Genomic DNA, 19,751 nt, shown 5'->3' on the forward strand with positions numbered 1-19,751 from the left:
TGCGCTTGCATGCAGTAGGATATCACGAGACTGCACAAAAGGTGCGAGAAACGGAAATTTCCATAAACGGGTTGATGAAAAATGCGGGACTTGCGAGCAGACGGCAGGCAGATTTTCCAGGCCGGCGTCGCGGCGGTGCGTGGTGACCAATTAATTCGAAACCGCGTGCGACTCGATGCCGAGCATTTGTGGCTGGGCGAGACCGCCATCGCCAGGAACGCCTTGGATCGCCTGATCGTGGTCGGGGCGGGCAAGGCCTCAGGTGCGATGGCCGTGGGGCTGGTCCAAGCCCTGACGGCGTCCCCGCCGCCCCCAGCGGGCCGTACCTCGCAGGGAGTGGACGAGAGGGGCATTGAAATCATCGGCCACGTCAACGTACCGGCCGGCGGGGAGTCGATTCCTGAGGGGTTGGACTGGCCCGCAGAGCTAAGGCTCTTCCCGGCGCGACCGGCCGCCGTCAACGAGCCAACGACAGAGGCGATCGCGGGGACAGACCGGATCCTCGAGCTGATCCAGTCAGCGGGTGCGCGCGACGTGATCGTGGTCCTGATTTCCGGCGGCGGCAGCGCGCTGCTGTGCCGCCCGGTCGCGGGTGTCACGCTCGCGGAGAAACTGGCCGTCATTCGCCATCTCAGCAGCAGCGGCGCCGACATCACCGAGCTGAACACGGTGCGAAAGCATCTCAGCGATGTCAAAGGTGGCGGACTCGCCCGGGCTGCTGGCGACGCAACGATGGTGACGCTGTTGCTATCCGATGTACTGGGCGACCCCTTGGACCTGATCGCCTCGGGGCCCACGGTGCCTGATCGCTCGTCGCCTGAAGATGCCCTGCAACTGCTCGCAGCCTTCGACCCCGACCGACACTTGCCCGCGGCGGTCTATCGGGCGATCTCCCAAGCACGCGACCGATCCGCTGCCCAGGTGAACGACAAAGAGTTCCCCACCATCGTACTGGGCAACAACGCGGTCGCTGTTGATGCGGCCGGCACGATGGCAGCCACCCTCCGGTACGATCCCGAAACGCAGTCGGCAGACTGCGGCGAGGGATTGGCAGAGGAGGTCGGCGAGGAGCTCGCTGAACGAACGCTGCAGATACTGCGGCATGCCGATGCCACGCAAGAACATGATGCGCTGATCACCGGCGGCGAACCGGTCGTGCGATTGGCGGCCGACTCCGTTCGAGGCCGGGGCGGTCGGAACCAGCAATTAGTCTTGGCAGCCTACCGCTGGCTGCTACGCTCGGGACTATCCGAGGATGAGTGGCGGCGACTGATGATCCTGTCCGCCGGCACCGACGGCGAGGACGGACCGACCAACGCCGCCGGCGCGATCATCGATCGCGAGGTACACGATCGCGCGGTCGAACTGGGATTGGCTCCGGATGAATTCCTGGACCGAAACAACGCATACGAATTCTTCGAGCAAACCGGTGGCTTGCTGATCACGGGCCCAACGGGAACGAATGTATGTGACCTGCGTGTCGCGTTGGTCGATGCGATCGCCTGAGGACCGGCGGAGCCCCACATCGCGGGAGCGACGACGTCCCTGCGACGACTTTTCGATGCCCACCACCTCATGCCTTCTCAACGGCGACGTTCGCTCGGCGGCAGACCAGTCGCCCGCTGTGATCTCATCGCCAACACGCGTGATGACCATCGAGTGCGACGGCAACATCGGGGCGCAACGAATGACTCATCCGACCGCAGCCTACGTTTTGCGAGAGGGGACTCGCTAGCATCCAACAGCACAAGCTGCATGGTGGATCCCAGAAAACCACAGTGGCGTCCGAAACGAGCGATGCCGTCGCGGAACAAGCGCGGAAGGCAGACGCAGTCGCCACCCGCCAACGGCACCTTTCGACTCACATGCGACCGCGAGAGACCCCGGCGAGTTGCTCCCCAACTGAACTCGCATTCGCGTCCCCCCGGCGCGCTGATGCTTCCACCGTTTCATCAGACCGACAAACATCCCGGACGCCACCGCGATGCCTTGAACACCCCGCACACGCGGCTCGGCAATGCGCACCTGACTCGGCACTGCGTACCTGACTCGGCAATGCACACGCGACCGCACACGCGACCGCACACGCGGCTCGTCACAGCGAAACGCACGGCCGAACCGGATACCGGATGAGCGCAAAAAAAGCCACGCTCGTCCGTTTCCGGTCTCACGTGGCCTGGCAGATGAATGATTGGAAGTCCCTCGGCGATGAGGAACTGCCAAGAAGAGCGTTTAGCGACGCTTTTTCTTAGCGGCCTTTTTCTTAACCGCCTTCTTCTTGGTTGCTTTCTTGAGCGTGGACTTCTTAGCGGCTTTCTTGGTCGCCTTCTTCTTCGTTGCTTTCTTCTTCGTCACCTTCTTCTTCGCGACTTTCTTCTTCGTCACTTTCTTCGCCGTCAACTTCTTCGCTGCCGCTTTCTTCACGGCCTTCTTCTTGGTCGCCTTCGTGCCAGCGACTTTCTTCACTGACTTCTTGGCTGCCTTTTTCTTGACACTCTTCTTGACGCTCTGCTTAGCTGCAGTTGCTTTCTTCTTGGCCATCTTTTCCTCCGCGAGAAAGAAAATGGTTGACGAGTCATTGTGACTTTGAAAACACAACGTGCTTGCAAAGCCACCGGCCACGGCCCATCAACACAAACTTGAATGATCACCTCCCCTCGCTTCGATGTTCCACATCGACCTTGCAAGCAAAAGCAATCGTTAACACACTTGCGCGTAACTGTACGCGCTTCCTCAGATTCCGCAACATCTTTTTTAAAAAAAAGCGGTTGCATCGTTAAAGAGTTTTGCTAAGCCGCAAGGGAATTGCAAGCACGCAAGCGCGTTTCAGAGCCGTTCATGTGAAAGTTTTCTAGCGCTGATGATGACTCACGAAACGCTCAGCGATATGGGTTCTGCATCATCTGATAGTTGCCAAAGCCAAGCGACAAGAACAACAGCCCCATGATCGGTTGATGACCTTGTGTCAGTGCGTAGATGGCAACGGCCCCGGCGCTGATCATGCTGATCCACAACCACGTGTCACTGCGATCGCCACTGAGCAACACGAGCGAGCGCATCACGCGTCCACCATCGAGTGGAAACACGGGGACCAAATTCAAGAGTGCCCAGAGGACACTTGGGAAGACGTAGAAGAAAACCACCGTCAACAACGCCACGCTTTCAATCTGCTTGCCATCGAAAGCGCCTTCGAGTTGGCTCAGCGGCCAAGGCATGCTACTGAAGGCAAGAACCTGATACCCAAACGCGCGAACCGCGCCGGCCAACAGGAATGCCGACGCGAGTTGCGCGACAGGTCCCGCCAAGGCAATCAACAGGTCAGCAGACTCACTCAATCGCGGCGGTGAAAACGCGTTCACAAAACCGTCACTCCCTCGGCTGCTCATGCTCGAGGGGATCGCTAAGCCACCGAAGTGATACAGCACGATCGAACTCTCCATCGAGTAGTGTCGAAATGCGAATGCGTGGCCGAGTTCGTGAATCAAAATCGACACGAACAAGCACGCCGTCCACAGGAACAGCAACGGGAAAATACCGGGGCTAAGATCCCTCAGTCCAGCGTCGAACATCGACGCAAAGCTGTGACCAATCACCACCGCGCCGATCCAAAACGTCCACGCGACGCGGACAGGAAACCCGAAGATCATGAAATTCAAGTCGTACGGCGATTCGTTAGGTGCTTGCAGAAACATGAAAGGAAGGGGTCAGGGAGGAAGGGAAGGGTTCAGGGTTCAGGGTTCAGGGAGGAAGGGTTCAGGGTTCAGGGTTCAGGGTTCAGGGTTCAGGGTTCAGGGTTCAGGGTTCAGGGTTCAGGGTTCAGGGGGGGCAGGGTTCAGGGGGGGGCAGGGGCGATGAGTTTCTTTTACATGTTTTCGATCAGGAACGCCCAGAGATCGGCGTATTCATCGATTTTCTTGCTGGTCGGCGTTCCTGCACCGTGGCCGGCTCGGGTCTCGATGCGAATCAATACCGGCTTGTCGCAGCCCTGTGCCGCTTGCAGCGCCGCGGCGAACTTGAAACTGTGCCCCGGCACGACGCGATCGTCACGATCGGCCGTCGTGATCAACGTTGCCGGATAGCACGTCCCTGACTCCAAGTTATGCAGCGGGCTGTACGACAACAGATTGTCGATCTGATCCTCTTCATCACTGCTGCCAAACTCGCTCGCCCAGGCCCAACCGATTGTGAACTTGTGGTAGCGGAGCATGTCCATCACACCGACCGCGGGCAAACACGCAGCGAAAAGATCGGGTCGCTGTGTCATCACGGCACCGACGAGCAGTCCCCCGTTACTGCCGCCACGAATGGCAAGTTTCTCGCGGCGGGTGATGCCTGCATCGATCAAGTGCTCGGCCGCAGCGATGAAGTCATCGAACACGTTTTGCTTGTTCAATCGCATCCCGGCTTCGTGCCATGCACTGCCGTATTCGCCACCACCTCGCAGGTTTGCGACCGCGTACACGCCCCCATTGTCCAACCATGCCGCGATCGCTGGCGAGTACGCGGGAGTCAACGAGATATTGAAGCCACCGTATGCGTAGAGCAACGTGCGATTGCTGCCATCGTTGCGTTGCTCGCGATGCCGTGTGATCAAGATGGGTACACGGGTGCCATCTTTGCTGATGCAGAAGACCTGCTCGGTGACGTACGCATTGACGTCGAACGGCACCTGCGGCTGCAACCACAACTCGCTCTTGCCCGTGGCAACATCAACACGGTGCAAACTCGGTGGCGTGACGTAGTTACTGAACGAGAAAAACGTCTCCGTCGCATCCTGTCGCCCACCAAAGCCTGCTACCGACCCTTTGCCGGGCAGCTCGACATCAGCGATGCGTTGACCCTCGCGGGTGTATCGCACGACTCTGCTGAGTGCATCGCTAAGGTAACTGGCGTAGATCGTTTCCCCGAGCAGCGAGACATCTTCGAGCGTGTCGTCCGTCTGCGAGATGATTGATTGCCACTGCGACCGATCACCCTGATCATTCCCTTCGGGGATGTTAGCGGCATGTTCTAAGTCAATCGCGATCACGCGCCGCCGCGGCGCGTCAAGATCGGTGAGGAAGTAAAGCGTTGAGCCGAGCGATGCGAAAAAGCGATAGTCCGCATCGAACCCAGAGATAATCTTTTGCACTTCGCCGTCGTTCTGTTGCAGATCACGCACAAAGACCTGCGTCTTGGGCTGGGTCCCCTTCCAGTTCTCGATCACGAGATAGCGTCCATCTTCGGTGACCGTTGGCGAGAATCCCCACTGCGGTTGATCCGGACGTGCATAGACAAGGACATCATCGGATTGGGGCGTCCCCAAGCGATGCAGGTAGAGCATCTGATTTTCGTTCGTACCGGTGAGCTCTTCGCCTTCACTCGGTTGGGCATAGCGTGCGTAATAGAAGCCGTCGCCCTCAGGCGTCCACGCGATGCCGCTGAACTTAGACCACCGGACGACATCGTCGGTATCTTTGCCACTGTCAACGTCACGGACGCGCCATGTACGCCAATCGCTACCACCATCGGCGATCGAGTAGGCGAGCAAACGACCATCGTCGCTGGGGTGCCATGACCCCAACGCGATCGTGCCATCTTCACTGAGTGTGTTGGGGTCGATCAGCGTGGTCCGCTGTTCATCGATCTGATCGGCCGAGGTGTCAGCGGGCACCACGTACAACACGCTTTGGTTCTGCAAACCATCGTTGTGCGTGAAGAAATACTTCCCACCACGCTGCATCGGCATTCCGTACCGAGCGTAGTTCCACAGCTCTTCGAGTCGATCTCGCATCGGCCCCCGCGAGGGTAGTTTGCTGAGATAGTTTTGTGTCACTTCATTCTCAGCGGCGACCCAGGCCTCGGTTTCCTCGCTCTCGACATCTTCGAGCCAGCGGTACGGATCAGCAACGGTGCGTCCGTGGTAGTCATCAACAATGTCACCGGTGGGACTGGATGGGTACGCGATCGATGGGGTGCTGGGCATGGCGGCTGTGGAGGGAGCTTGAGCAGCGGCGGAATGGGTAAGCATCGCGAGGCCGTAAATCGCCACGAGAAGGCGGGCGATCTTAGCCGTTGAAAACGCGGGTTGTGAAACGCTGGATGGTGTCATGGGTGACTCTCGATGGGTGTGTGGGCTGGGACCCGAGGGTTCGGAGCATAAACCCAAGCGTCTTCAATCGCAACGCGATGGCACAATTGTAGCCAGACGGCTCGGTCCGTCTAAGCTGATACGCGTCCAACTGCTCGCGATGGAGCAGGGCGATCGATTGACGAAGGGCATTGCGATGGGTTGTTCGCGCTGGATAATGGGTGAGACGAACACCCCAACGCGTTCGGGGCAGCCGCTTTCACTCTCTTGCACTTGGATTTGTCACTATGAACTGGCTCCGTACAAAGACCTCTCGCTCCCCTGGCGTCGCCGGGCGGGGCCTGATCATCGCGGGCTGCCTGGCCGTGCTGCTCGCCAGTGGATGCCGCGTCGAGTCGCCCCCGGAACCCACCGCGACCGAATCGACCACGCCACAGACGCCCAGCGTCGACGCGGCGGCATCGAAATTGGAAACGGTGACTCTGGAGATCTACAAACCGGAAAGCGACGGCAGTGCAACGCCGACCGAGCCCGCAGCAGCCGACTTCACGCAGTCGTTCGACGTTGAGGCAGGCACGACGCTCGAGCAAGTCATGCGGAAAATGGACCAGCCCAAGATGGTGATCACCGGCAGTGGGGTGACGGCGTTTGTCCAGAGCATTGATGGCATGGCGACCGATTCGTCACGCGGATGGACGTTCACGGTGGATGATGAGTTCGCCAACGTGGGCATCGGCTCGCTGGAATTGACTCCGCCACAAACGATCCGGTGGCGATTCACGACACTGGAGGAGGCGACGAAGTAGGCGCGCCCGAGCAATCGCGGAATCGCTAACGAACTGTCGATTCAATCGACTCAGGAACGAGCGGAACCAAGTGGCCGAACGCTCCGCGGTCGGAATGATCGAAGGCTCTGCGGTCGGATCGGCCGAAGGCTCTGCGGACGGATTGATCGACCGCGGAGCGTTCGGCCACAATTTCAGACAGTCATTTTCCGCTCGTTCCTTTGATGACGCGATGGTGAGTGGAGTGCCGTGCAGCACTTCGCTCACGAAATCGGCAGCCAGCGAACACGAGCCACGATTCTCAATCGCCATCACCAACATGAACTTGCCCAGCGATCATGAACGAATCCCGTGGTTGGCGTGGCCGAGTATGCTGTCACTCGACGCCGTGATGGTGGCGGTGGTCTGGCAACAGATGTTGATGCGTGGGTTTTGCCATCGCGGCTCGACGTGGCCGGAGGCCGGATCGCTCGGGGCCACGGTCTGGTTAATTTATGTCGCCGACCGCTTGCTCGATGCGGCACGCTTGGATGTCAACGCGGCGCATACGCTGCGGCACGGATTCTACCTTCGCCACCGCCGGATCTTCTTGGCGTTGTGGATTGCAGTGCTCGCGATCAGTGCGTTTGTCGTCGTGCACTACCTACCGCATGATCTATTGCGGGGAGGATTGCTGCTCGCAGCGGCCGTGTTGATCTATGGCGCTAGCGTGCACTTTTCCCCCATGCGTTCACCGGCGACATCAACTGCGACGCGGCACCACGGCGCCGGATGGAGCATCCCGAAGGAGATCCGCGTGGGCGCGTTGTTCGCCATCGGCGTCACGCTAAGCCCCTGGACGGAGCTGATCACCGGCGGAGGGAACGGGCCGAACATCCTCGCCCCACTCGCAGCCACCACGTGCGTGTTAGCAGTGCTGTTTGCGGGCAACTGCATTTTAGTGGCGAAGTTTGAATCGGAATTGGACAGGGCGCAATCGTTCCCCTCGATCGCGACAGGAGCCTCAAGGCTGGAGCATGGTGGCAGATTTTCATTCGTTCAGACGGCGATCGCCCTGATGATGGTGCTGCCGATGATACTGGTCGTGTTACCGATGCCCTTGCCCGTTCTATTGACGATCCTGATCAGTGCGGCAGGACTGTGCGGGGCAGCGATGTGCTCCGCCCCGTCACGCAGACGATCACTGCCATGTGACGGGCAGGCGTCGTTTGATGCTCGCGGAGCATGGGTCGATGCCGCAGTGTGGGCGCCACCGTTGGCCGTCATGCTGCTAGGCGTACTGTGAGCCCGCCCCCAACCTCGCGTTCGCAGCGTGGTTACGACCGCTTGGCAGCGGTCTACCACCCGATCGAATGGCTGGCCTATGGCGGTCGATTGCAGCGTGCCCGAACTGCGTTGATCGATGAGCTCAGACCATGGAAGCGGATGCTGATCCTCGGTGACGGCGACGGACGACTGCTCGCACGGCTAATCGCCAAGCAAATGCATCATGCCGAGCAATCCGATCACAGCGACGGCCAGCCGCCGCAACGGGCGGCCTGGTCGATCACCAGTGTGGACCAGAGCACACAGATGCTCGGGCGGCAACGCTCACGCGTCGAAGCGTACAACACCTCTGGCTGCGTCGAGTACATCCAGGCGGACGCTCGCCGCTATGAACCGGAGACGGACGCGTACGATGTGATCGTGACGCCCTTCTTCCTGGATTGCTTCAGCCCTGCGGTGCTGGACGTTTGTCTGCCCAAGTGGCTGACGGGCCTGCGTCCTGGCGGCATGCTCTATCACGTTGATTTCGTTGTCCCCCAATCGGCTTGGCAGCGATTACGGGCACGCCCATTCCTCTGGGCAATGCACGTCTTCTTTCGCTGGCAAACCGGACTTGAGAATCGACAGCTCGTCGATACCGCAGCAGCCATCGAGCGATGTGGGCTGCGTAAAGTCACTGAGCACGTCTGCGGTGGCGGAATGATTGCCACACAGATTTGGTGCGACGACTCGGATCAAGTATCGATCAAGTCTTCTGGGGCGAGAATCGGAAGCTGATTTTCTTCGGTCTCCTGTTTTTCTCGCCAAGGCTCTTGCTTCTGATACGAATCGAGTTCTTGTTGGAGTTGGTCGAGTTGCTCGTTGCCCTCCTGCGTGCCTTGCTCGACAGCTTTTTTGCTCCACTTAATTGCATTGTCGAAATCACCGGTCTCCGCATAGCCGGCCGCCAGAGTGCTGAGCACATGAGCCTCGGACTCATCCGTCAGCTTGACCGCACGCAGCCCCAGCTCCACGGCGCGTTTGCCATCGCGAACGTCGTCTTGAGGTGACGTTGCCAACACCCAAGCGAGATTATTCAGGATGCCGGACAAGATCACCTTGTTTTCCTGGTCGTCCTTCTCACCGATCTTCTGGAGCGCTTGCTCGTAGTCGGCAATGGCTTCGGCGTGCTCACCCACGGCGAGGTACGCATCGGCGCGGGACCGCAGCACGGCGAAATTCCCGGGATCTTTATCGAGGACATTGGTGAGCGTCTCGATCGCCTGGCGCGGCCGATCGTCTTGCAGGTACAGGCTCGCCAACTGAATTTGGCGGAACGTGTCGTTTGGATTTCGTTCGATCAGAACTTGCATGTCGTTGATGGCATCGGCCATGCGGCCCTCTTCGATTGCGATAAAGCAACGCACCACGATGGCTTGATCGATCTGTTCAACTTGAGGCGCGATATCGATCGCCGATTTGAGATCTTGCTTGGCCGATTTCACATCGTCACGGCCGAGTGCCAATTCGGCTCGCTGCAATAGCGCCAGCGGATCTTTGGGTTGCATGGCGAGGGCCTTGTTGAGATCGGCAAACGCTTCGTCCTGCTTGTCCAGCATGCGATACAGGATCGCGCGGAGTCGATAGAGACCTTCGCTGGGACTGGCGGCGATCGTCTTGCTCAGCAAGGCAACCGCATCGTCGGCGCGGTCCAGATCAACGAGTTGCTGGACGGTCGCCTGGGCAATCTGCTGGTTGGTGGGATCAATTTCCAGCACCCGTTGGAGATCTTCCACGGCACTGTCGACTTTGCCCGCCTGCAATTGGGCGCCGGCACGCTCTCGCAGAGCACCGGTGTTCTTGGGATCCGCTTTGATGGCCGCGTCCAGGTCAGCCATTTTGTCATCCAAATCCGTTTGCGTGACGGCTCGCAACAAATATGCCTTGCTCTGCTCGGTGGGATTGTCCTCATAGAGCTCGATCGCCGCGGTGGTCGATGCCTTGATCACGTCGGTGTCACCATCGGGGAGCAGATTGAGCTGCGCGATCAGCATATGAGCTTCCGCGAGCTCAGGGTCGTACTTGATCGCATCAGCCAGAGCTCGCGTCGCTTCGGTGCGTGCCATGAGCTGTTGCCGGCCGCGAAGTCGCACCATGGCGCCAGCGAGCCCCTGGCCGCGCTGGAGCTGGACGCTGCCGAGCATCTTGCGTGCGAACGAAGCGTTCTCCTCGCTGAGCCCTTTGGCGAGTGACGATTCGATTAACGCGGCAACCGATTCGAGGTCTCCGTTGGATTCCGCAGCGATCCGCTTCAGCACGGCTTCATCCAGATCCGCTTGGCCCGGGTCGACCTCCACGTTGACCGGTGGTGGGGCCATGGGCGGTGTTGGCGTCGGAGCCAATTCGAGCGGCAATTCTTCAGCGGGCTGCGGCGGGGTATCGTCCGCGACGGCTGGCTCAGCGGTGGCGGACTCCTGTTCCGCTTGCTGCGCTGTCGCGACGGCGACGGAACCGGGGCCAACGAGACCGCCGAGCAGGGTGAAACAAAGGAGCATCCGAAGCACGCGGGGTCGGTCGTGGAGGGTCGCGGATTCCGCTATGATTAACGTTCGATTCATCCTGCATTCTCGCATAGGGTGTCGTGGTGAATTATCTGAAAGACTTCCCAACACCACGGAGCAACATTCGGCGAGTGCCGTCGTCGCAGGCGTGATGGCTAGGTCTCATGAGCTGATCAGAAAACGAGATCTATCCGTTTTAGGGATAGGCTCAGGGTTTTCATGAATGATTATGGCGAACCCGGCAACCGCAGCGAAGGCCAATCTGGACTAAATTGGCGCTTTGTTAGTGGCAATCCTCTTCACTCTTTTACGCAGTATCCAATGTCAGACATTTCTCGGGGCAAAATTTTCGTCACCCGCGAGCTCCCCGGCACTGCGCTAGCTCGCCTGCAGCAGACGCACCAGGTCTCGGTTTGGCCGCATCCGCTACCGCCCACACGGGCCGAACTGCTCGACAATGTTGCGGGGTGCGACGGATTGCTGACGCTGCTGAGTGATCGCGTCGACGAGGCCGTGATGGAGGCCGCAGGACCGGGACTGAAGGTGATCAGTAATTACGCCGTCGGCTACAACAATATTGATCTTGCGGCAGCCAACCGGCGGGGTATCCGAGTGGGCAATACCCCCGATGTGCTTACCGATGCGACCGCCGATTTAGCGGTGACGCTCTTGCTCGCCGCAACGCGGCGTGTGAAAGAGGCATCCGATGAGGTTCGCGATGGTCAGTGGCAGACCTGGGAACCCGCCGGGCTGCTCGGGCGAGAACTGAGCGGGCAAACCCTCGGTGTGATCGGAATGGGCAGGATCGGCCACGCGTTCGCCCAGCGAATGGTCGGCGGCTGGAACATGAAACTGTTGTACACATCGCGATCGGCACGCCCTGAAGTTGACGAGAAACTAGCTGGCAGCCGTGTCGAAATCGACGAATTGCTCCGCAAGAGCGACTTCATCTCCGTCCATGTGGCACTGTGTGAGGAAACTCGCCACCTGATCGACTCGGCAGCCTTGGCGAAAATGAAACCCTCTGCCGTGCTCGTCAACACGGCTCGTGGTGAGATCATCGATCAGGACGCGTTAGTGGAGGCACTGCGTGACAACAGAATTTTTGCAGCGGGACTGGATGTGACGACGCCGGAACCGCTGCCGCCTGCGCATCCCTTGGTTACGCTTCCCAACGCCATCATCCTGCCGCATATCGGCAGTGCGACCGACACGGCTCGCAATGAGATGTCTGAAATCGCAGTCGACAACGTGCTCGCGGGCTTGAACAACCGACCGTTGCGCTGCGAGGTGTCTCTTGCCTAAATGGGTGAACTACCTCTTTGATGCCATACATCAACCGCGTGAAGAACTCTCCCGCAGGCAGCACCAACTTCGCTATAGCTGGGATGTAATCGTTTACTGTGGTCGCCAGCTCGTGCGTCATCGCGCCGAAGGGATGGCAGCGGAGCTGACCTACCGAACCATCTTTTCGCTCATCCCAGTCGTCGTGCTGGCTTTGGTCATGTTTCGCGTTGTCGGTGGTCTCGACGACGTTCAATCAACGGTTGAAAATCAGCTGTATTCCTTCTTCGGGGTCCCTGAGATTCCAACCGAGTACCTGCAGGAGCAGGTCGAAGAGGTCAAGCAGGAATCCGAACAACGCTCCAAGGATGAGATCGCCAAAGTACTGGCCGGCGATGACGTCGCCGACCCACCGGTCCCGGCCGACCCTCCGCCCCCGCTGGTAACCCGCCCGCCACTGGAGTCAGCCGCGGCCCCTGTCGAGGGCGTTGTCCCCGATTACAGTGGTCGGACTCGCGCCACCGAGAAAGTCGACGAGGCATTGGTTGATGCGGTCGCAAAGAAAGCAGGCGATGCGGCTACGGCGATGGAGGCAAGGGCGAGTATCAGGCGAACGCTACATCAAGTCACGTCGCAAATCGCAGCGCTCAACTTTGCATCCATCGGCGTCGTTGGCCTGGTGCTGTTTCTCTACGCAGCGATCGCCCTGGCCGATTCCACCGAGTATCTATTCAACATCATCTACGAGGCTCCGAGCCAGCGTCCCATTCACCTGCGACTAGCCATTCACTGGTCCATCATCACGCTGGGCAGCGGGTTGCTAGCGCTGAGCTTATACCTTTCAGGCGAATTCGTTGATTGGTTCGGAACCATGGGCGTGGGGACAAAATCAACCTGGATATTGCGCCACCTGCTATCGTTCTTGGCCGGCTGGGTGCTGTTATTCCTACTCTATTCGATGATGCCCAACACCCATGTTTCGCTGCGTGCGGCAGCCATCGGGTCCGCCGTCGGCGCCGTGCTATGGGAGTTCGCAAAATTTGGATTCCAGATCTACGTCAGCAAAGCGGTTCCGTATTCGGCGCTCTACGGATCGCTGGGGTTGATCCCGCTGTTTCTGTTTTGGATCTACGTGACATGGCTGATCGTATTGTTCGGACTGGTGCTGACCTACACCACGCAGACGATGCGCGGCCGTCGACTGCGCCGCAACTTCATCGAACCCGACGCGCTCCCCTCTGGCGACCCTGACTGGATGCTGCCGATCATGACCGAGGTCGCGATGGCGTTCACGAAAGGCGAGACGATTGGCCGGCAAGAACTCGCGGACCAGTTGGGTTTGAATAGCCGTGTCGTCCACGACCTCGAAAACCAGTTAATCAGCGGCGGGTGCCTGCGGCGTGTACCAGGAGATGACCAGGACGATCACCTCACTCTAGCGCGGCCCGCTGAAAGAATATTGATCGCGGACATCTTGCGGTTGGCTCACCAAGCACGCCCCATGAGCGCCCACCCGGCATGGAAGACACTCGTCAATCTGAAGCAGGCGGAACGCACCGCGGCAGGCGATAAAACACTCGCTGACGTCATCGATGGCTGACTGCTGAAACGGTCGCAAACATGCACGACCGCAAGACTCGTTCCCAGGCGGGAGCCCGGGAGACGAGTTCGGATGTGGCAACTGCCACTTCTACCGAGCGATCCACAAACGGATCGCCGAGCGATCACCGAGCGATCACCGAGGATCACTCAGCGTGGGTCCAAGGGAAGGGTAAAGATGCGGTGGCGGCTGACGTAGGGTTCAGGGTTGGCCGCGACGTGCTGCTGCCAAACCTCTTCCCCGTTGACGGAGAAATTGATCGGCAGATCGGAGAATCGTGCTGGCGTGATCTGCCACGACGATCTCCCCGGTTGATCCGATGGTTTGGGCTGGATCAAAACCAACAGTTCCGGGTCGGTGCCGGTCACCATTGCGAACAGGGCCGCAGTCTGTTCCTGGGCTTGGGGCGCATTGCGTTGCGGCTCCGTTTCATCTGTTGATAAAGACGAGGCGTTTGTCTGCAAGAGCGGCTGCGCCATCAGTCGCAGGGGCTGTTCAACATCGCCGTTGACGGTCCAGCCTTGGCAAGTCCGAGCGAGTGAACGCAACTGAGCCAGTTGCCGAGTGGGGCTGCTGAGGCGTGCAGCGGGGGTTTCGATCTCGACATCGAATTGATCCAAATTAGCCGTCTGCAGCGTGCCACTGACTGCGCGAAATTCGTAACGGACGCCTTCTTGGATGAGCGGATGCAATCCCATTGCAGCAACGCGTGTGTTCCCGCCCAATGGAAGGATGTACGAGAAGATCGTGCCAACAACGACGGGTTGGCCGTTGCGTTGCCAGACAAACAAATCGCCATGAGTTTCCCCCTCACGCACCGGGTTATGCCACCGCATGAGCGGTTTCTCAACCAGTTCGATCGCATCGCTGCGGTTGGTCGCCGTCAAGACAATTTCCTTGGCGGCGTCGAGATAGATCTCGCTCCAGGCATCGCGAATCAAGTCCGCCCCATCGGCGTCGGCACTCGCCACACCCGTGAACAGCCAAACAACAAAGGCCAATCGAGCGATTTGCAGCAACATGCCAAGGGCTCCGTGAAGCTTGAAATGAGATCGCATCGCGAGACACGAGACAGGATGTCTATAGTAGGCTCACTTCGATCGTCGGTCAACTAAAACATGGCCATGAGGGATGGAGGGGGTTGGCTGCCGGGCATCTCGATGGGGGTCCTCTGGAGGGCGTGGGAAACGAACACGCTGCTTTTTTCAACTCCTCTCGACGATTTCCCCCCCTGCCTGCTATGGTATTGCCTCCGATTCCCGCAGGGTTTCCTATATCTGAACAGCCTGGCAGGCTATTTCGTGATTTTAATTTTAAAAAACGGTGTCTCTGACGAGCAAATCGACCGCGTGATCGCACGAGTCGAAGGCTGGGGGCTGCAAACTCACCTCAGCCGCGGCACCTATCGCACGATCATTGGCTTGATCGGCGACGAATCCTTGGTCAGCCAGGAAACGCTGAGCTCGCTGCCCGGCGTCAGCCAAGTGATCCCGGTCCTGCCCCCCTATAAATTGGCGTCGCGAGAAGCCCATCCGGAATCGAGCGTGATCGACGTTTCGGGTGTCAAGATCGGCGGCGGCCAGCTCGGCATGATCGCCGGCCCCTGCAGCGTCGAGGATCGCGACCGGATGATGCGGATCGCCGAAAGCGTCTGCGAGGCGGGAGCCAATCTATTCCGCGGCGGAGCCTACAAACCACGCACCAGCCCCTACGCATTCCAGGGCCTGGGCGAAAAAGGGCTGGAAATACTGCGTGAAGTCGGCGATCGATTCGGCATCCCCGTAGTCACGGAAATCACCGACCCACGCAACGTCGAACTGGTTGCCCAGTACGCCGACATGCTGCAGGTGGGTGCTCGCAACATGCAGAATTTTGTGCTGTTGAGCGAAGTCGGCAAATCATCGCGACCGGTACTGCTCAAACGCGGCATGAGCGCCACGATCGCGGACCTGCTGATGAGTGCCGAGTACATTCTATCCGCCGGCAACCCCAACGTGGTCTTGTGCGAGCGAGGCATCAAGAGTTTTGACCCCTCGACACGAAATCTGTTTGATGTTGCCGCCGTGCCCGTGGTGCAAGGGTTGACGCACCTGCCCATTATCGTCGATCCTTCGCACGCCACCGGACGCCCCGATTTGATCCCGCCGTGTGCCTTGGCGGGGATCGCCGCCGGTGCGGATGGCGTTCACATCGAGGTCCATGATTGCCCGGAAGAGGCCAAAAGCGACGGGCCACAGGCTTTGCTGCCTGAACAATACAAACAGATCATGCACCCGATGCGATCGCTGGCCGAACTGCTCGGCAAGACAATCTCACCGCTCGCGGGTACCGCGAGCCAACCGAATCATTCACCCAAAACTAACCCGCAACCACCCACCGAGGCTCTCGCGTGACTCGACGTACATTGATCGCCGGAAACTGGAAAATGAACATGCGATCGGCATCTGCCCGTTCGCTCGCCAAGGGAATTGTCGACGCCGTCGGCAAGTCACCCGCGGTCGAAGTGGTCCTGTGTCCGCCTGCCGCCTATCTCGCTGCCGTCGCCGACGTGACCGCGGGCACACCCGTCGAAGTCGGTGCTCAGAATCTGTATGCAGCCGACGACGGTGCCTTCACCGGCGAACTCAACGCATCCATGCTGACCGATGTGGGCTGCCGATTTGTGATCCTCGGCCACAGCGAACGGCGACAGTTGATGGGCGAGACCGATGCCGACGTCAGCAAGAAATTGCACGCCGCCCTGGCGGGCAACTTGGTGCCGATCGTCTGTGTCGGTGAAACCCTGCAACAACGCGAGACCAACGAAACCGAAGCGGTCGTCGAATCGCAAATTCGCGGTTCGCTCGAAGGGCTCGACGAAGCCCGTGCCGCAGGCGTCGTGATCGCCTACGAACCGGTCTGGGCAATCGGGACGGGCAAAGTCGCGACGAAAGAGCAAGCCGAAGCAGTGCATGCGTTTATCCGCGACCTGCTCGGCAAAATGTTCACGCCCGATGTGGCGGCACAAATCCGAATTCAGTACGGTGGCAGCGTCAAACCCAGCAACGCCGCTGAGTTGCTCGCCCAACCCAATATCGACGGTGCCCTCGTCGGTGGTGCCAGCCTCAAAGTCGAAGACTTTGCGGGCATTATCAATTGCTAAGAAACTGCTAGCTATTCGCGTCTCGCGTTTTTAGATTCACGGCCGCTCGCGGCCTGCCAATTCAGTCGGTTACGAAAGATGAGCGTGAGCCGTTTTATCGTGAGCCCCGGTTCCCAGCATGGAAACCGGGGCTCACGATAAAACGGCTCACTTACTCAAATGGCCGTGTCGCGGCCAGCCAAAAACAATCTCCAAAATGACAGCTAGAAGCCAGCAGCTAATAGCTAGAAGCTTTTTCTAGGACCAAGCATGTTCCATTCCATCGATTTCACACAGTTTTGCCCCCTGGGCAGCTTCGTCAGCATGTTGCTGGGGATGCTCATGGCGTTCCTCTCCCTGTTTTTGATTTTGCTGATCTTGCTGCAGCGCGGCCGCGGCGGCGGACTCGCCGGCGCCCTGGGCGGAGCGGGAGGCCAGAGCGCTTTCGGTAGCAAGGCCGGTGATACGTTCACTGTCCTCACGGTTTCGCTGGCCGGTATCTGGATTCTGGTCTGCGCCTTTGCGATGTGGGAACTCGGCCCGCACATGACCTCAACGGCTTCGCTCGAGTCAGACCTGACCGCCGGACCTGGCGACGACGAAGCCGAAGACGCGTCGAGCGGCTTGGTGATCCCAACATCAGGCGATGAAGAAAACGCCGCAGACGATGCCGCACTCGTCCCTGCGGACGCCAAGGCCGAAGCACCTGCCGAAACGGAAAGCACCGTTGTGCCGACCGAAACCCCAGCACCCAGTGACACCCCGTCGCCATCAGACGCCCCTGCACCGGCCGAAACCACACCCGCCCCCGCAGAACCCGCTGACGCGGAACCAGCCCCGGCCGAGTCGCCCGAAGCCAAACCGGCCCAGGAAACACCTGCCGAATAGCAATGTTTTCGCAGCCCAAGCGAAAGCGAGAGCTTTCGCACAGCTGAAGACCCAAGCCAATGGCAGTCGATCTTGCCAACGATCCTCACCCAGCAGGATCTCAAACGAGATCGATGCCTCTCAAATCCAACTGCCCCTCTCCTCTCCCCCCTGCATGCTGAACCAACCTTACCCACATTTGCGAAGCATGACCGGGCAAGGTCGCAGTGAGGTCAACGGGGAGCCGGGAACGTTGGTCGTCGAGTTGCGATCGGTCAACCATCGCGGTCTAAAACTCGTTCTACGCACCAACGATGCCTTATCAGCCCACGAAGCTGACATCACCGCGGCTCTCCGCGGGCATATTGAGCGTGGTACCGTGACTGTCCAAGCCACGTTAAAACCGCCTGCGGGGCAAGATCTTCCGCGTATCAATCAAGCTGCGCTGCAGGCCTACGCCAGCCAGTTGGCCGCCGCGACGGAACAGCTATCCACGCCGACACAGATCGACCTGAGCGCCCTGCTGGCCTTGCCAGGGGTCCTGTCGGTCGCCAATGACGCTGAGAGCGATGACACGCAGGTCGAATCGCGTCGTCAACTCGTTGCCGATGCAGTGGCGTCGGCGGTGCAGCGATTCAATCACATGCGGCATCACGAGGCCGTCGCGATGGCCCGTGTGCTGCAAACGGATCTCGAAACCATTGCCTCCCGCGCCGCAGCGATCCAGGAACTCGCACCCACCGTCATCCAGCGATACCGCGATCGACTCACTGAAAAGATCCAGAAGGCGTTCGCCGAACAACATCTGTCTGCCGACCCCATCGATATCGTCCGCGAAGTTCAAGTTTTTGCGGATCGCAGTGACATCAGCGAAGAGCTCACCCGCTTGGCCAGCCACCTGGAGCTATTTGGCGGGGTGTTGGCGGGCACGCACGGGGCGGAGCAGGCACGCGGAGAGAAACAAACCAGCGGGACGGCCAACGAAGCGGTCGGGCGGAAGCTCGATTTCGTCATCCAAGAGATGTTCCGAGAAACCAACACCATCGGCAGCAAAGCGGGCAACGCTGAGATTGCCGAACATATTGTCGAAATCAAATGTGCGATTGAGCGGATGCGCGAACTCGTCCAGAATTTGGAGTGAACGCCACCATGACTGCACAAACCAATCCCAACGTACTGGATCACCGTCCCATGCCGCATGGAGAAACGGCTCGTCCGGGCCGGCTCGTGATTATCTCCGGCCCCAGTGGCGCTGGCAAATCGACCGTCACTAACCGGTTGCGTGAGGTCTGCACACTGCCACTGGCAACGTCAATCTCCGTGACGACACGCCGCCCCCGCGACGGCGAAGTCAACGGGAAGGACTACTTTTTTGTCAGCGAAAGCGAATTCATGCGTCGCCGCGAGGCAGGCGAATTCCTGGAGTGCAAACAGGTTTTCAGCCAAGGGCACTGGTACGGGACGCTGGCCGAGCAAGTTGCCACTGGTCTAAACGCGGGAAAGTGGGTAATTTTAGAGATCGACGTGCAGGGTGCGATGAGCGTGATGGCGGATTCCCGCTACACCCCCATCTCCATTTTCATCCACCCCGGCAGTATGAGCGAACTCGAGCGACGACTCCGTAACCGGGGTACCGAAACCGAGGACGCGATCCAGTCGCGGCTTGAAACCGCTGCTGGCGAAATGGAGTTCCGCCATGTCTACCTCCACGAAGTCATCAATGAGACCGTCGACCGCACCGTTGACGATATCTGCCACCTCTTGCAAATTCATAAGGAATCCTCGTCATGCTCGAAGAACTAAAAGAAGAAGAAATCGTCAATAAGGTGGGCGGACGCTTTAAACTCTCCACTTTGATCCAAAAGCGATTGGTCCAGCTCAACCAGGGCTCGCGAGCACTCGTCAATATCGACACCCACGATAAAATGTCGATCGTGTTGCAAGAGATTGTGCAGAACAAGATCTTCCTCAACCTCGACCGCGATATCGAGCACACCGATGACTTGGATGCGATCGTCGCCGCAGCCGAAGCTCCCGAACTGGATGCGTCGGACCTATAGTCGTATCGATGGGACTGGGCGGTGAAAAGATTGCGGCTGACGCAGTCTTGGGTCGCTCGGGTTCCGCTCGATAACCGAAACAGGCTGGCATGCCATGACGGCATGTCGATGCCATGAGCTCAGTCGCGTGAGCGGCCGGGTGGCGCGTGTTACCAAGG

At 59.3% G+C, this 19,751-nt stretch carries 19 protein-coding genes; 14 read left to right on the plus strand and 5 right to left on the minus strand.

Annotated elements, in window-relative coordinates:
• Window positions 1-81 precede the first annotated feature (81 nt).
• The 3 genes from SH410x_RS24020 to SH410x_RS24030 all read left to right on the plus strand — a co-directional run bounded on the left by SH410x_RS24020 (window position 82) and on the right by SH410x_RS24030 (window position 2,133).
• Entirely contained in the window at window positions 82-1,506 is a 1,425-nt protein-coding gene (locus SH410x_RS24020; protein ID WP_473671466.1) for a glycerate kinase type-2 family protein, read from the plus strand.
• A 55-nt stretch (window positions 1,507-1,561) separates the two neighbouring features.
• A complete protein-coding gene (locus SH410x_RS24025) occupies window positions 1,562-1,735 on the plus strand; it encodes a hypothetical protein (RefSeq protein WP_473671468.1) in 174 nt (57 codons plus the stop codon).
• 200 nt (window positions 1,736-1,935) lie between these two features.
• The gene (locus SH410x_RS24030) at window positions 1,936-2,133 is read left to right on the plus strand and encodes a hypothetical protein (protein ID WP_473671470.1); all 198 of its coding nucleotides are present in this window, start codon (window positions 1,936-1,938) and stop codon (window positions 2,131-2,133) included.
• A 99-nt stretch (window positions 2,134-2,232) separates the two neighbouring features.
• Here SH410x_RS24030 and SH410x_RS24035 read toward each other — a convergent pair whose 3' ends face one another.
• The 3 genes from SH410x_RS24035 to SH410x_RS24045 all read right to left on the minus strand — a co-directional run bounded on the left by SH410x_RS24035 (window position 2,233) and on the right by SH410x_RS24045 (window position 6,091).
• Window positions 2,233-2,541, minus strand: a complete 309-nt coding sequence (locus SH410x_RS24035) for a hypothetical protein (protein ID WP_473671471.1) — start codon at window positions 2,539-2,541, stop codon at window positions 2,233-2,235.
• Window positions 2,542-2,879: 338 nt separating this feature from the next.
• Window positions 2,880-3,692, minus strand: a complete 813-nt coding sequence (locus SH410x_RS24040; protein WP_473671473.1) for a site-2 protease family protein — start codon at window positions 3,690-3,692, stop codon at window positions 2,880-2,882.
• A 170-nt stretch (window positions 3,693-3,862) separates the two neighbouring features.
• Complete coding sequence (locus SH410x_RS24045) at window positions 3,863-6,091, minus strand: prolyl oligopeptidase family serine peptidase (protein ID WP_473671475.1); 2,229 nt, start codon at window positions 6,089-6,091, stop codon at window positions 3,863-3,865.
• A gap of 266 nt (window positions 6,092-6,357) precedes the next feature.
• On the opposite strand from SH410x_RS24045, the gene SH410x_RS24050 reads away from it, so the two are divergent.
• The 3 genes from SH410x_RS24050 to SH410x_RS24060 all read left to right on the plus strand — a co-directional run bounded on the left by SH410x_RS24050 (window position 6,358) and on the right by SH410x_RS24060 (window position 8,898).
• Window positions 6,358-6,876, plus strand: a complete 519-nt coding sequence (locus SH410x_RS24050) for a DUF4430 domain-containing protein (protein WP_473671476.1) — start codon at window positions 6,358-6,360, stop codon at window positions 6,874-6,876.
• A gap of 70 nt (window positions 6,877-6,946) precedes the next feature.
• Window positions 6,947-8,140 (plus strand): hypothetical protein, encoded by a 1,194-nt coding sequence (locus SH410x_RS24055; protein ID WP_473671478.1) that lies wholly within the window; start codon window positions 6,947-6,949, stop codon window positions 8,138-8,140.
• On the plus strand, window positions 8,137-8,898 hold the full coding sequence (locus tag SH410x_RS24060) for a class I SAM-dependent methyltransferase (protein ID WP_473671480.1): 762 nt from the start codon (window positions 8,137-8,139) through the stop codon (window positions 8,896-8,898). Before SH410x_RS24055 ends, SH410x_RS24060 begins: the two co-directional genes overlap by 4 nt.
• Here SH410x_RS24060 and SH410x_RS24065 read toward each other — a convergent pair.
• Window positions 8,856-10,718, minus strand: a complete 1,863-nt coding sequence (locus SH410x_RS24065; RefSeq protein WP_473671482.1) for a tetratricopeptide repeat protein — start codon at window positions 10,716-10,718, stop codon at window positions 8,856-8,858. The genes SH410x_RS24060 and SH410x_RS24065 overlap by 43 nt on opposite strands.
• 264 nt (window positions 10,719-10,982) lie before the next feature.
• Between SH410x_RS24065 and SH410x_RS24070 the strand changes: the two genes are divergently transcribed.
• The gene (locus SH410x_RS24070; RefSeq protein ID WP_473671483.1) at window positions 10,983-11,966 is read left to right on the plus strand and encodes a 2-hydroxyacid dehydrogenase; all 984 of its coding nucleotides are present in this window, start codon (window positions 10,983-10,985) and stop codon (window positions 11,964-11,966) included.
• The gene (locus tag SH410x_RS24075; RefSeq protein WP_473671485.1) at window positions 11,959-13,545 is read left to right on the plus strand and encodes a YihY/virulence factor BrkB family protein; all 1,587 of its coding nucleotides are present in this window, start codon (window positions 11,959-11,961) and stop codon (window positions 13,543-13,545) included. The genes SH410x_RS24070 and SH410x_RS24075 overlap by 8 nt, the downstream gene beginning before the upstream one ends.
• Before the next feature lie 149 nt (window positions 13,546-13,694).
• On the opposite strand, the gene SH410x_RS24080 is transcribed toward SH410x_RS24075, so the two are convergent.
• The gene (locus tag SH410x_RS24080) at window positions 13,695-14,567 is read right to left on the minus strand and encodes a hypothetical protein (RefSeq protein WP_473671487.1); all 873 of its coding nucleotides are present in this window, start codon (window positions 14,565-14,567) and stop codon (window positions 13,695-13,697) included.
• A 279-nt stretch (window positions 14,568-14,846) separates the two neighbouring features.
• Between SH410x_RS24080 and aroF the strand changes: the two genes are divergently transcribed.
• From aroF to SH410x_RS24110, 6 genes are all read left to right on the plus strand, one after another.
• On the plus strand, window positions 14,847-15,938 hold the full coding sequence (aroF, locus tag SH410x_RS24085; RefSeq protein ID WP_473671489.1) for a 3-deoxy-7-phosphoheptulonate synthase: 1,092 nt from the start codon (window positions 14,847-14,849) through the stop codon (window positions 15,936-15,938).
• Window positions 15,935-16,687 carry a triose-phosphate isomerase gene (gene tpiA, locus SH410x_RS24090; RefSeq protein ID WP_473671490.1) on the plus strand — a complete coding sequence of 251 codons (753 nt, stop codon included), beginning with the start codon at window positions 15,935-15,937 and terminating at the stop codon, window positions 16,685-16,687. Before aroF ends, tpiA begins: the two co-directional genes overlap by 4 nt.
• Window positions 16,688-16,936: 249 nt before the next feature.
• Window positions 16,937-17,554, plus strand: a complete 618-nt coding sequence (gene secG / locus SH410x_RS24095) for a preprotein translocase subunit SecG (protein ID WP_473671492.1) — start codon at window positions 16,937-16,939, stop codon at window positions 17,552-17,554.
• A gap of 154 nt (window positions 17,555-17,708) precedes the next feature.
• Window positions 17,709-18,674: a YicC/YloC family endoribonuclease gene (locus tag SH410x_RS24100; RefSeq protein ID WP_473671494.1), complete on the plus strand. Its 966-nt coding sequence runs from the start codon at window positions 17,709-17,711 to the stop codon at window positions 18,672-18,674.
• Between the two features lie 50 nt (window positions 18,675-18,724).
• Entirely contained in the window at window positions 18,725-19,336 is a 612-nt protein-coding gene (gene gmk, locus SH410x_RS24105) for a guanylate kinase (RefSeq protein ID WP_473677388.1), read from the plus strand.
• Window positions 19,321-19,593 (plus strand): DNA-directed RNA polymerase subunit omega, encoded by a 273-nt coding sequence (locus tag SH410x_RS24110; protein WP_473671496.1) that lies wholly within the window; start codon window positions 19,321-19,323, stop codon window positions 19,591-19,593. The genes gmk and SH410x_RS24110 overlap by 16 nt, the downstream gene beginning before the upstream one ends.
• Window positions 19,594-19,751 lie beyond the last annotated feature (158 nt).

The sequence above is a fragment of the Rhodopirellula sp. SH410 genome, from assembly GCF_055811895.1.